This window comes from Paracrocinitomix mangrovi (assembly GCF_019740355.2).
Taxonomy (GTDB): Bacteria; Bacteroidota; Bacteroidia; order Flavobacteriales_D; family Crocinitomicaceae; genus Paracrocinitomix; species Paracrocinitomix mangrovi.
In genome coordinates this window covers 3,718,168-3,730,566 of record NZ_CP091819.1, presented here as the reverse complement: position 1 = coordinate 3,730,566, position 12,399 = coordinate 3,718,168, and the positions used below count along the sequence as shown (strand labels likewise).

Annotated in this window: 13 protein-coding genes; 7 read left to right on the top strand and 6 right to left on the bottom strand. The window is 36.0% G+C overall.

The window, feature by feature from the left end:
• Positions 1-4: 4 nt before the first annotated feature.
• The 5 genes from K6119_RS16650 to K6119_RS16630 form a co-directional block, all read right to left on the bottom strand.
• The gene (locus K6119_RS16650; RefSeq protein WP_221833489.1) at positions 5-268 is read right to left on the bottom strand and encodes a DUF4212 domain-containing protein; all 264 of its coding nucleotides are present in this window, start codon (positions 266-268) and stop codon (positions 5-7) included.
• A gap of 11 nt (positions 269-279) precedes the next feature.
• Complete coding sequence (locus K6119_RS16645; protein ID WP_237828044.1) at positions 280-1,527, bottom strand: hypothetical protein; 1,248 nt, start codon at positions 1,525-1,527, stop codon at positions 280-282.
• Between the two features lie 106 nt (positions 1,528-1,633).
• Entirely contained in the window at positions 1,634-2,053 is a 420-nt protein-coding gene (locus K6119_RS16640) for a transposase-like zinc-binding domain-containing protein (RefSeq protein WP_221833721.1), read from the bottom strand.
• Between the two features lie 161 nt (positions 2,054-2,214).
• Entirely contained in the window at positions 2,215-2,547 is a 333-nt protein-coding gene (locus K6119_RS16635) for a DUF779 domain-containing protein (protein WP_221833488.1), read from the bottom strand.
• A gap of 87 nt (positions 2,548-2,634) precedes the next feature.
• Complete coding sequence (locus K6119_RS16630) at positions 2,635-4,134, bottom strand: aldehyde dehydrogenase family protein (RefSeq protein WP_221833487.1); 1,500 nt, start codon at positions 4,132-4,134, stop codon at positions 2,635-2,637.
• Positions 4,135-4,277: 143 nt separating this feature from the next.
• On the opposite strand from K6119_RS16630, the gene K6119_RS16625 reads away from it, so the two are divergent.
• The 6 genes from K6119_RS16625 to K6119_RS16600 all read left to right on the top strand — a co-directional run bounded on the left by K6119_RS16625 (position 4,278) and on the right by K6119_RS16600 (position 9,164).
• Positions 4,278-5,198, top strand: a complete 921-nt coding sequence (locus K6119_RS16625) for an AraC family transcriptional regulator (protein ID WP_221833486.1) — start codon at positions 4,278-4,280, stop codon at positions 5,196-5,198.
• A gap of 55 nt (positions 5,199-5,253) precedes the next feature.
• The gene (locus K6119_RS16620) at positions 5,254-6,267 is read left to right on the top strand and encodes a T9SS type A sorting domain-containing protein (protein WP_221833485.1); all 1,014 of its coding nucleotides are present in this window, start codon (positions 5,254-5,256) and stop codon (positions 6,265-6,267) included.
• 91 nt (positions 6,268-6,358) lie between these two features.
• Positions 6,359-6,802, top strand: a complete 444-nt coding sequence (locus K6119_RS16615) for an SRPBCC family protein (protein WP_221833484.1) — start codon at positions 6,359-6,361, stop codon at positions 6,800-6,802.
• A 68-nt stretch (positions 6,803-6,870) separates the two neighbouring features.
• Entirely contained in the window at positions 6,871-8,097 is a 1,227-nt protein-coding gene (locus tag K6119_RS16610; protein ID WP_221833483.1) for a T9SS type A sorting domain-containing protein, read from the top strand.
• Positions 8,098-8,178: 81 nt separating this feature from the next.
• Positions 8,179-8,787: a phosphatase PAP2 family protein gene (locus K6119_RS16605; RefSeq protein ID WP_221833482.1), complete on the top strand. Its 609-nt coding sequence runs from the start codon at positions 8,179-8,181 to the stop codon at positions 8,785-8,787.
• An 8-nt stretch (positions 8,788-8,795) separates the two neighbouring features.
• Complete coding sequence (locus K6119_RS16600; protein WP_221833480.1) at positions 8,796-9,164, top strand: fluoride efflux transporter FluC; 369 nt, start codon at positions 8,796-8,798, stop codon at positions 9,162-9,164.
• Here the strand turns inward: K6119_RS16600 and rho are convergent, their stop codons facing one another.
• On the bottom strand, positions 9,165-10,769 hold the full coding sequence (gene rho / locus K6119_RS16595; RefSeq protein WP_221833478.1) for a transcription termination factor Rho: 1,605 nt from the start codon (positions 10,767-10,769) through the stop codon (positions 9,165-9,167). It lies immediately after the preceding gene.
• A gap of 232 nt (positions 10,770-11,001) precedes the next feature.
• Here rho and glmM point away from each other — a divergent pair, with 232 nt between their 5' ends.
• Entirely contained in the window at positions 11,002-12,390 is a 1,389-nt protein-coding gene (gene glmM, locus K6119_RS16590) for a phosphoglucosamine mutase (protein ID WP_221833476.1), read from the top strand.
• The last annotated feature ends 9 nt before the right edge of the window (positions 12,391-12,399 follow it).

The window sequence follows — 12,399 nt, the reverse complement described above, 5'->3', positions numbered from 1 at the left end:
ATAATTATTCTTCTTCGTAACCGTACTTTTTATCTAGTTTGTTCATCAAATACACATAGACAAAAATGAGTATGACAAACACGTAGATTGATCCCTGCTGAGCAAACCAAAAACCAAGTTTAAATCCGCCCAAACTGAATTGGTTTAAGTAATCTTTGAATAGGATACCGGCTCCACATGAAACCAGGAACCAGATAACTAGCAATATTGTTAAGTATCTTAAATTCTCTTTCCAATATGCTTTTGCTTTTGTTTTATCTTCAGACATATTAAGTGTTTTTATAGGTAAATCATAGCTTGAAGTGTCATAGCATTGCCCACAGTTGTGCCAAATTGTTGCCTTTGATACTCCAACGTTAGTTTTGAATGATGACCTGTGAGATATAAGTTGGTTCCTACACCAAGCACAGTTCTATTATCAGGTGATGCATCATATGAGTTTAAGGCATAGGATACATAAGGTTGTAAGCGAGGTTTTTCTGCTTTTCCGGGAACTACATATCCCAAATGTCCATAAATCATGTTTCCTGTTCCGTATGCGCTATACAAATAATCTCTCCCGTAATTATTGTATTGAAAAGTAGCATATGCACTGATTGCCGAATTATTGGATCCAATTGGATACTCAAAGAATACATCTCCGGCAAATATTCCAACATTCTCACCCGCAAGTGTTCCCAATGTATCAGTCATTATTACTGATCCGTTAGGATGCAAGAAGAAACCGGCACCTAGATTTAACACTTTCTTCTTACCAACATAGGTTCCAACCTTATAAGGCAAGAAGTTTGACTCTTTATCCAGAAATTGATACTCAAAGTAACCGGCATAAGTGAACCCAGCAGTTCTAGAACCAATTAGTTTTTTTCCGGCATAAACAGCAGAACCTCCATATACAGGATCTCTTGTATCCAGTGTATTAGTTAATGCATCATTGATAGCCAAACGATATTGCAATTTACCAATGGATCCTTTTCCGAACACCCCTAAGTGTCTTGCGAATTGATCAGATAATCCAATTGTAGCCCACGATTGTCTGTTATTATCCAATGTCATCATGTTCAAGGTTGATTGATTATTTAACCTGGAAATCCCATTGAAATAATGTAAACCAGCTCCAACTGCATGATTCTCACCTATTGAATATTGCCCCCAAACATCATGAAAAAACAACTGTGATCCTGGACCTGTTCCGGTTGGACTCAATGTGTTTCTGTTTAGACTGTTAAGACCGAAATGAGTTAGAATTAAGAATTTTTTACTGATTTGAGAGTACATCAGCACCCTTGCTCTTCTCAAATTAAGGGTAACATTTGAATTGGCCGAACCAGCCCCATCAGCATAGATGGCCTGAATTTGCGCCCAGGAGATCAATCTAAAGTACTTAGATCCATCATCATTTAAATTTACTTTTAAACCTCCTTTGTATATATCGGGGGAGGTTTGCGCTTTCACATTATTAGCAGATACTGTAAGTATTACAATACTTGCTAAATATGTAGAAAAATGTTTAAACATAAACTTCATAGTTATTTGAATTTCAATTACTAAAAAGCTGGTTGTCGGCCCAACTAAATTCAAACAAACTACGGATGAATGCTAAACAGCTATATTTATTTGCTAAATAATATAGTTATTCTCTAAATCTTTCCCATTTAATAAGCATGAATTTATCTCCCAGTTCAGTCACTATATTCCCTGCTCCTCTAAGGTTTTCAGGATTACTGAAGTAAGTAGATAATTCTGTAGCACTAAAGATGCGATACGAAGGATGATAATTAGTATTTTCCGGACGTTTAACCCGATACTTCTTTACCCAATTCATTACACTGACATGAGAAACACCTAGAATTCGTTCAATTTCCCTGTAAGTAAGCCCTTCAAGATATAACTGGAGCGCCTTATTGACATAATAATCATCAATCTTCTTACCATCCTTAAATACAGTAAAGAAATAGCTGCAATCTTTACACTTATACCTTTGCCTATGGTTGACAACACCACTTTTTATATAGTGCTCACTTCCACAATTAGGACATGCTTTTTCATTCATATATACTAATTTAGCAAATGTATATCTATTTAGCACAATAATTATACTGCTTTTTTATTGCACTATTCTTCTACCTCTTAAAAACATCACCTAGAAAGAATTTTATTGCACAAAAAAGGGGATGCAAGCGCATCCCCCTACCTCTATTTAGCTCGGCTTTTTCATTCCGCCGTAAGTAGTCTAGATTTAACAATAAAACGTACTCCCAAAGGTATCTCCAATGAAAAACTGGCACCTCTTCCTTCGGTAACATCTATTGTTAGATGAGTATGTTTCCAGTATTCAAACTGATCTTTACTCATGTAAAATGGAACACCACAAATCTCTCCAAGCTTAACATCATTATCATCTATATACATTTCGCCCTCTTCAAAAATCATGGGAGCAGAACCGTCACAGCAACCACCACTTTGATGAAATATCAAATCACCATGTTTTTCTTTCAATTGTTCAACAGCTTTTGCTGCTTCTTCTGTTATTGCTAGTCTTTCCATTTTATGATTGATTTTAAAACAAAATGAGAGGGAGCCTAATGCCGAAATCTACTCCCCCTCCTTGCTCACCGGATAAACTAAATCATCCTAGAAAAAACCTAATTTGTTCTTATCATAAGAGATCAACATGTTTTTTGTTTGACGATAATGGTTCATCATCATCACATGTGTTTCTCTTCCGAATCCTGATTTTTTATATCCTCCAAAAGGAGCATGTGCTGGATAAGCATGATAACAATTCACCCATACTCTACCCGCTTTTATTTCTCTTGGAATTTGATATAGTTGATGCGCATCTCTTGTCCAAACGCCTGCACCTAACCCATACAAAGTGTCATTGGCAATTTCTAAAGCCTCTGCTTCATCTTTGAATTTGGTAACACAAACAACAGGTCCAAAAATCTCTTCCTGGAACACACGCATTTTATTATGCCCTTCTAAAATTGTAGGCTGAATGTAAAATCCATTCGCAAAATCTCCATCCAAATTGCAAGCAGCTCCACCTGCTAACACTTTTGCTCCTTCTTCTTTTCCAATTTCTAAATAAGAAAGAATCTTTTCTTTTTGATCACTTGAAGCTTGTGCACCCACTTGAGTATTGACATCATAAGGATTTCCTTGAACAATTGCTTTAGTTCTTGCAACAACTCTCTCCATGAAAGCATCATATATATCCTCTTGAACCAAAATTCTTGAAGGACAAGTACAAACCTCACCCTGGTTAAATGCAAACAACACAGCTCCCTCAATAGCTTTATCCAAGAATGCATCATCCTCATCCATTACACTATTAAAGAATATATTAGGTGACTTACCTCCTAATTCCATTGTTACCGGATTCAGATTTTTAGAAGCATATTGCATAATTAACTGCCCGGTTGTTGTTTCCCCGGTAAAAGCCACTTTGTCAATCCCGTCGTGAGATGCCAGTGGTTTTCCGGCTTCAGGACCAAAGCCATGAACAACATTTACTACACCCGGAGGAAATACATCAGCAATCTTCTCCATTAATAAGGTAGCAGAAGACGGCGTTTGCTCAGCTGGTTTTAAAATTACACAGTTACCTGATGCCAAAGCAGGGGGTAATTTCCAGGACAACATCAACAAAGGAAAGTTCCACGGAATAATTTGACCAACTACACCGATTGGTTCTTTAATAATTAAAGACACCGTGTTTTCATCTAACTCTGTTGCAGAGCCCTCTTCCATTCGGATAGCCGCAGCAAAATAACGCCAGTGATCAACTGACAAAGGTACATCTGCATTTAAAGTTTCTCTTATCGCTTTTCCGTTGTCACATGTTTCAACTAAAGCGAATTCTTCTAGATTTTCTTCTATGATGTCAGCTACTTTATTTAGTAAAGCCGCTCTTTGTGTGGCTGAAGTTTTTCCCCAGGCTTCTTTTGCAGCATTAGCTGCTTCAACTGCTAAATCAACATCTTCTTTTGTTGATCTTGGATACTTTGCAATCAAAGTATTGTCCACAGGCGATCTGTTTTCAAAATACTCACCATTTACGGGTGGAGTAAATTTTCCGTTAATGAAGTTATTATATACATCATTAAATGTCGGTTTTGTATAACTCATATCACATGTTTTTTGATTTATGTGAAGCTAGACAGTTTGAATCTCAAACTTTTGCATTAATCTACCGATCGTTTGCACTATCCTATCATTGTGATAGAATCGTTTAAGGATTTGATGATTTTGAGTAACTTGTATCAACTTTTATGAGCGATTTGAATAGGCAAATAATTGAAAGTAGGGTTCAAACTCTTGTTGAGAATCAAAGTGTCTTCCAAGCAGATGCTTCAGAATTAAACATGTTTGAAACTTACAAGGTGGCAGAAAGGGTTGATTTAACTTTTGACTATCCAGTAATTGTGAGCATGCTTAGCGGTAAAAAAGTAATGCATTTACAAGATATGGATCAGTTTAACTTTTTTCCCGGTGAGACATTAGTAATGCCTGTAGGACAAGAAATGATCATAGATTTCCCTGAAGCCTCATTTCAAAATCCAACTCAATGTCTTGCGCTAGGCATAGATCCCTCATTGATACGAGAAACAATCAACAATTTCAATGAAAAAGTCAGAATTGAAAATGACGATTTTAAACGTTGGGAAATTGCCAAAAAGCCTGGAATGGTTCATGCACAAAATGATATTCAACATTTGATGAATCGCATTACAATGACCTTTATCAACCAGCACAATTCAAGAGACATGTTGTTGGATTACATGTTAAAGGAACTGATTGTTAGATTACTACAAACAGAAGCTAGATCAACTATTTTAAGAGCGTCTAGCGATTTATATAACAATAACAGAATCGCTTACATTGTGCGATACATTAAGCAAAATTTATCTGATAAATTAACTGTAGAAGGATTGGCAGATAAAGCCTACATGAGTGCTTCTCATTTTCATAGAGTGTTTAAAGACACCATTGGGGAATCTCCGGTTTCATTTATTCTTCAGGAGCGAATTAAGTTTGCCAAGAGATTGTTGAACGACCACAAATTGAGTATTTCACAAGTTGCCGGTAGAACTGGCTTTAACAATCCGGCATATTTCACCCGTCAATTTAAAAAGAGCGAAGGCATGTCTCCTCAGGCTTTTAGAATGATGATTTTTGAATCATATAAATAACCTCAATCTAACCTTTTTATCTATCTCACGTATTATCTAGCATAAACTAGATGGTATGAAAAGATTAGCAATTGCATTATGTATGTTTACCGGAGTGAGTTTTGCTCAAGTTAAAACTACTACACAGGATGGAGCGTTTTGGAATCCTTTTGTTTGGGATTGCACTTGTTTACCGGCTGACGGAGACTCTTTGGTAATTAACCACAACCTTTCATTATCTACAGGTATTGCATATACCAGCGGGCAAATTAAGATTTCAGCTAATGGGCAATTATCTGATGGCGCTAACATGCTATCATTTTATATCAATGGCGGTTCTTTAATCAACGAAGGATATCTGGAAATTGACGATCTATTGATGGATGCAGGATTTATTGAAAATCACGGCACAGCCGTTATGGATAGTGTATTTACGAGATCAACAACCATAAATTCCGGTTCCTTAACAACCTCTTCATTTGCACATGACGAAGGTTCTACCTTTACTAATGCCGGAACTATTACCGTGAATGAAGACTTTAACAATCAAGGGGATTTTATTAATAATGGTTTGATGACAGTGAATAACAATGCTACTAACTGTAATATCCAAACAATGGATGCCATTTACACCAACAATGGTATTTTGTGTATCATGAACGATTTTAGTAACTGTGGAGGAGATACTTTAAGAGGAAGTGGAACCATTTATATAGATGGAAACAGTTCAAATTTAGGTGATGTGATAGGAAGTTTAACAATCAACACACCATCTGGCTCATTTAATTTAAATACCGGAACTATTGGTATGGGAGTGACGTTTGGAACAGCTTCTTGCGGTGTAGGTGAAAAAGAACTTGATGGCAAATCAAATGAAATCGTCATTTATCCAAACCCTGCAAATGATTTTATCAAGACCAATCAAAATAACTTCAATTATTCTATTGTTGATTTGAGCGGGAGAAAAATATTAGCTGGATACACAGTGGATGGATCAATAGATATTCATTCTTTAGCAACTGGAAATTACATTTTACAAATGTTTAGTTCAGATGGAAACAGTGTGAGTTCAAAATTTGTCAAACAATAATCATCTATTTGAAAAACAACATTTTAACTTAAGCAAAGTTTTGATTTTTTGAATAAATCTCTACTTTTATTAGAGATACGTTTTCAACCTCATGAAATATTCGCACGAAATTGTAATTGAATTACCCAGGGAAAAGGTAGTTGAGCTTTTCAATAATCAGGAAAATGCTTTTAAATGGATGAAAGGTCTTGACAAATGGGATCATCTATCCGGAAACCCTGGCGAGACAGGAGCTAAATCAAAAATGGTTTTCAAATCAAAAAGAGGCGAAATGACCATTGAAGAAGAGATTACCAGAATGGAACTTCCGGATGTCATTAATTTTGTATTTACCTCAAAAGGTGTAAAAAATTGGAATGACAATCGTTTTGACATCATATCTGACAATCAAACCAGATGGACCCAAAACAACGTCTTTAAATTCAAAGGTATGGTTTGGGTAGTCTCTATTTTAATGCCTAAAGCCTTCAAAAAACAGTCTCTGGCAAATATGCACGATTTCAAATCTTTTGCAGAGGGAGCTGAGAAAAGCTAATTTGTATTTCACTAGGAGTTAATCGTTTGTATTTTTTCTTAAATTGCGTAAAGCGATAATTAACACCTATGAAAAAAAATCTACTCCTTTGTTTAATTCTCTCAGCTTTCACCTCTTTTGGTCAATTGCAAGCTGTTGGAGAAGAAACATCAATTAAACATGGTCCTTTTGGAAATTCATCAGGACAAAGATCCACCGATTGCGGAAATGACACCATCCTATATAATCTTGCTAAAGCTACCGCAACTCAAGGTATACAAATAAACAATTCAACATCTGCATTTGGGTTTTGCCAGTATTTTGATTGCCCGCAACCCATTCAGGTTCATGGAGCACAATTTGTGGCATATAAATCAGATAATGTAAGTGGAAATTCAATAGATGTTACTGTTACAGTATATGAAGCCAATGCAGACTCCTTACCATTTGGAGCTCCAGTTGCCTCAACTACCGTTGCTGTTGATACAATTATTTATGCGTATAATATTGACTCTTTGATAAAAACAGCCATGTTTGACTCAGCTGTTACATTGGATCAACCCTATATCATTGCAGTATTCAACAACTCCCCTAACTCCATAGTAATGTATTCTAGCAGTTATAATAATGGAGATGGACAGGGCGAGAACTTAGGAAGTGCAAAAATTGGATTTAACTGGGTAAGAGGATACAACGTAAATGTTGGCGGTACTCCTTTTGACGCAGACATGCTTTTTTATCCAATTGTTTCCTATGATGTTGACGCCGAATTTTCTGTTTCTCCAAATTGCGAGCTATTGGCCGGTGATAAAACTGTCACCAACTTAAGCAGCCCTATATTATTCAATAGATTTTACAACGTTGACGTATTCCAAGGAAATGGAGATACTACACAATGTTATTGGGACTGGGGAGATGGATCGCCTATTGATACAGCTTTTGAAGCAACTCACTACTTTGCAGCAGGAGTATATAACATCATTCTGTCAGATTCATTGACAGGATGGACTACCAGTTGTGCAGATGTGGACACCCTTTCAACTTGCTATCAACCTGCCGGAATTAATGACACAGAACAAACAGACTTTATAGTCTACCCTATACCTGCAAATGATTGGCTAAAAGTTGAGGCAAAAATTGACATCAATGAATTGAAATTAGTTGATATGAGCGGAAAAGTTGTTAAAGACATATTCGTTGATCCAAGTCATAAAACTATGATAGATATTGGAGATTTAAGCAATGGAGTTTATGTGATAAACGTAAAGCTCATCAATGAAATGACACTGCAAAAACGAATAATAATATCACGTTAATATTAAAAAAGCCGGTTCCTGTGAATCGGCTTTTTTCTTTAATAAGTTCAAAGCTGATAGATCATTTACTAATTTTACTGCATGCTTGAGCAACTAGAAGCCATTGACAGATCTCTTTTTCTATGGTTAAACGGAAACCATTCACCATTTATGGACACAGTAATGTGGTACGTAAGTACAACTGTGATGTGGATTCCGCTTTATACTTTTATTTTGATATACTCATATAGCAAAGGAGGATGGAAATATTTGTTATACATTTTGTTGGGAACGGTCACTTGTATTGCACTAGCTGATTTAATTTCCGTTCATGCCTTTAAGTATGTCTTTTTAAGATATAGACCTACCCATAATCTCGAAATTGCAGACCAGGTTTTAACCGTAATAAAACCAGACGGAAAAGAATATAGAGGAGGTACATATGGTTTTGTCTCTTCTCACGCGGCAAACGTTTCTGCAATTACCACTTTTATCTTGTTTAACTTCAGAAAAATGAACAAATGGTGGTGGACGTTGATATTTTACGCATTACTGATCATGTATAGTAGAATTTATTTAGGAGTCCACTATCCTGCAGATATTTTGGGCGGAGCATTGTTGGGTACATCTATTGCATTTCTACTTTTCTACAGCACAAAAAGTGTTCGCAAAAGAATCAGACTAAAAACAAATTCACCCAAAGCTGCGTAAATAAGAACATGAGCGTATTTCAAATGATCATATTAGTTTTTATTGGTAGCGGTTTAGGCGGCCTAACCAGGTTTGGAATTTCTGAAATATCGCTTAAAATGATTAAAAGTGAATTTCCTTTTGGAACTGTTATTACAAACTTCTTAGCCTGTTTAGTACTAGGATTAGTAGTTCACTTTTACAAAGACAAATTGAGCCAACAATTATGGATTAAATACCTAGTAATCATTGGATTCTGCGGAGGATTTTCTACATTCTCCACATTTAGTTTTGAAACTGTCGCTTTGATAAAAAACCAACTTTATCTGTATGGTATTTTAAACATACTGATAAGTTTGGCCTTAGGAATTGGAATTTTACTAGCCGTAGCCAAGTAATTACCCATTCATTGAAATCAAAAACTCCTCGTTAGATTGTGTTTGCTCCATTCTTTCTTTAATGAATTCCATAGCTTCTACAGGATTCATATCTGCAAGATATTTACGCAACACCCAAATTCTTGTCAAGGCATCTTTTGACATCAATAAATCTTCACGTCTGGTACCAGATGCAAGTATATCAATAGCCGGATAAATTCTTCTGTTAGAGATTTTTCTATCTAACTGAAGCTCCATGTTACCGGTACCTTTAAATTCTTCAAAGATCACCTCATCCATTTTAGAACCAGTTTCAGTTAAAGCGGTTGCTAATATGGTTAAAGATCCACCGTTTTCAATTTTTCTAGCAGCACCAAAGAATCTTTTTGGTTTATGTAATGCATTTGCATCAACCCCTCCAGACAATACTTTACCTGATGCTGGTTGAACCGTATTATATGCTCTAGCCAATCTGGTAATTGAATCTAACAAGATAACTACATCATGTCCACATTCAACCATCCTTTTAGATTTCTCTAAAACAATATTGGCCAATTTCACGTGCTTTTCTGCCGGCTCATCAAATGTTGAAGCAACAACTTCTGCATTTACTGAACGTGCCATATCTGTTACCTCTTCAGGTCTTTCATCAATCAACAACACAATTAAATATACCTCAGGGTGATTTGCGGCAATCGCATTAGCCACATCCTTTAACAAAACTGTTTTACCCGTTTTAGGTTGGGCAACGATCATTCCCCTTTGCCCTTTTCCAATTGGTGCAAACAAATCCATAACACGTGTAGACATTGTCTCCTTATCGTGTCCGGTAAGCTTGAATTTCTCTTGTGCAAATAAAGGCGTTAAATATTCAAAAGGAACTCTATCTCTTACATAACTAGGCTCACGTCCATTTACACTTTCAACCTGAATAAGCGGGAAGTATTTTTCTCCTTCTTTTGGTGGACGTATTGCTCCTTTTACAGTATCTCCTTTTTTCAACCCATAAAGTTTGATTTGAGATTGAGATACATAAATATCATCCGGTGAAGGCAAATAGTTATAATCTGATGATCTTAGGAAGCCATATCCATCCTGCATCATATCCAACACACCTTCACTAACAATTAACCCATCAAAATTATATCCGTAAAATTCTTCTTGAGGATTTCTTTTGTTTTGTTTTTTGTGATGATGATTATTTCCCTGATTGTTTCCTTGATTACTTCCTTGATTATTCCCCTGACTACTATCATTCTGCTCTTTACGTTGATTTCTCTCCGGTCTTCTTTTAGCACCCTGATCTTTGTGATGAGATTTATGTTGCTCACCTCCCTCAGATTTCTCTGCAGCTGGTTTGTCATCTGTAGATCCACTAAACAAATCAGCTTCACCTTTTTCTTCGGTAGCCTCTACTCTTTTACGCGGACGTTTATTCTGTGTTGATTCTTCACCGCTCTCTGTTGCAGTTGTAGCTTCAGTTGAATCCGCTTTATTCTCACCACCACTAATAGCAGCAATAAGTTCAGCTTTTTTCATTTTAGCTACATTTTTAATACCCAGTTGAGTAGCAATTTGCTTAAGTTCCTCAATCTTTTTTGAGGATAAATCAGGATTGTTATTCATAAAATGATTTGATAATAGAATTCTGTTTTCCTAGAAATAATCTGATAATACTTTGGTAACCGAGAAGTCACCTCCGAATGTATTGCAATATTAAAAAATAATATTCAATTCCTACTAACGTCAATAAAAAATAATTATTTCACTTATTAATGTTCATCAACAATATGTAATAACGTTAAACAAAACTTTCTTTTCATTTATATTTGAAGCTTTACCAACAAAATAACTACTTATGACTTTAATCAAATCCATTTCAGGTATCAGAGGAACTATTGGTGGACAACCAGGAGATGCATTAACACCTTTAGATGCAGTTAAATTTTCATCCGCTTACGGAAGTTGGTTAATTGATAGAAATGGCGGCAACAAAACAAAAGTAGTTATCGGTAGAGATGCCAGGTTATCTGGCAAAATGATCAGTAATATTGTTACATCTACCTTAAATGGATTAGGTATTGATGTTATTGATCTTGATCTTTCTACTACCCCAACGGTAGAAATTGCAGTACCTATGGAAAAGGCTCAAGGTGGAATAATCATCACCGCAAGTCATAATCCAAAACAATGGAATGCATTAAAACTATTAAATGAAAAAGGTGAATTTATCTCAGATGCAGATGGAAAAGCTATCCTAAAAATAGCGGAAGATGACGCTTATAATTATGCAGAGGTAGATGATTTAGGAACAACAACTTACAATTCGTCTTATTTAGAAGCACATATTCAGGCAGTTTTAGATTTGCCTTTGGTTGATAAATCGGAAATAGAAAAAGCAAATTTTAAAATTGCCGTTGATGCCGTTAATTCAACAGGGGGGATTTTTGTACCTGCATTGCTTCGCGCATTAGGTGTAAAGGACATTATTCAATTATACTGCGATCCTACAGGCCATTTCCCACACAACCCTGAGCCTTTACCCGAAAATTTAACTGAAATTTCGGCTAAAATAAAGTCAGAGGGAGCGCATTTAGGAATTGTGGTTGATCCGGATGTTGACAGATTGGCTTTTGTTTGTGAAGACGGGAGCATGTTTGGTGAAGAGTATACGCTGGTTGCCATTTCTGATTACGTATTAAAGCACACTCCAGGAAATACAGTGTCAAACTTATCAAGTACTATTTCTTTGCGAGAAGTAACTGAAAGATATAATGGTTGTTCATATGCAGCATCTGCCGTAGGCGAGGTTAATGTTGTAAATAAAATGAAAGAAACCAATGCCATTATTGGCGGAGAGGGGAATGGAGGTGTTATTTACCCTGAAGTTCATTACGGTAGAGATGCTTTAGTAGGAATAGGATTATTTCTGACTCATTTAGCAAAATCAGGAATGACATCAAGTCAATTAAGAGCTACCTATCCAAATTATCATATTTCTAAAAACAAAATCGAACTAGAAGCCGGTATGGATGTGGATGGAATTCTTAACAATGTTGCCAAAGCTTATAGTGAAAATGAGGTTGATACAACAGACGGAGTAAAAATTTACTTCGGTTCTGAATGGGTTCATTTGAGAAAATCTAATACTGAACCAATTATTAGAATTTACTCAGAAAGCGCCTCTGAATCAAAAGCTAATGAGTTGGCAAATACAATAATGGATAAGATTAGAGCGTTAGCGTAAAGCCATTTT

Excerpts from the sequence above, each read along its gene's own strand:
- rho (WP_221833478.1), bottom strand. The coding sequence starts at position 10,769 with ATGAATAACAATCCTGATTTATCCTCAAAAAAGATTGAGGAACTTAAG.
- glmM (WP_221833476.1), top strand. The coding sequence starts at position 11,002 with ATGACTTTAATCAAATCCATTTCAGGTATCAGAGGAACTATTGGTGGA.
- K6119_RS16625 (WP_221833486.1), top strand. The coding sequence starts at position 4,278 with ATGAGCGATTTGAATAGGCAAATAATTGAAAGTAGGGTTCAAACTCTT.
- K6119_RS16635 (WP_221833488.1), bottom strand. The coding sequence starts at position 2,547 with ATGGAAAGACTAGCAATAACAGAAGAAGCAGCAAAAGCTGTTGAACAA.
- K6119_RS16620 (WP_221833485.1), top strand. The coding sequence starts at position 5,254 with ATGAAAAGATTAGCAATTGCATTATGTATGTTTACCGGAGTGAGTTTT.
- K6119_RS16645 (WP_237828044.1), bottom strand. The coding sequence starts at position 1,527 with ATGAAGTTTATGTTTAAACATTTTTCTACATATTTAGCAAGTATTGTA.
- K6119_RS16650 (WP_221833489.1), bottom strand. The coding sequence starts at position 268 with ATGTCTGAAGATAAAACAAAAGCAAAAGCATATTGGAAAGAGAATTTA.
- K6119_RS16640 (WP_221833721.1), bottom strand. The coding sequence starts at position 2,053 with ATGAATGAAAAAGCATGTCCTAATTGTGGAAGTGAGCACTATATAAAA.
- K6119_RS16610 (WP_221833483.1), top strand. The coding sequence starts at position 6,871 with ATGAAAAAAAATCTACTCCTTTGTTTAATTCTCTCAGCTTTCACCTCT.
- K6119_RS16630 (WP_221833487.1), bottom strand. The coding sequence starts at position 4,134 with ATGAGTTATACAAAACCGACATTTAATGATGTATATAATAACTTCATT.
- K6119_RS16600 (WP_221833480.1), top strand. The coding sequence starts at position 8,796 with ATGAGCGTATTTCAAATGATCATATTAGTTTTTATTGGTAGCGGTTTA.
- K6119_RS16615 (WP_221833484.1), top strand. The coding sequence starts at position 6,359 with ATGAAATATTCGCACGAAATTGTAATTGAATTACCCAGGGAAAAGGTA.
- K6119_RS16605 (WP_221833482.1), top strand. The coding sequence starts at position 8,179 with ATGCTTGAGCAACTAGAAGCCATTGACAGATCTCTTTTTCTATGGTTA.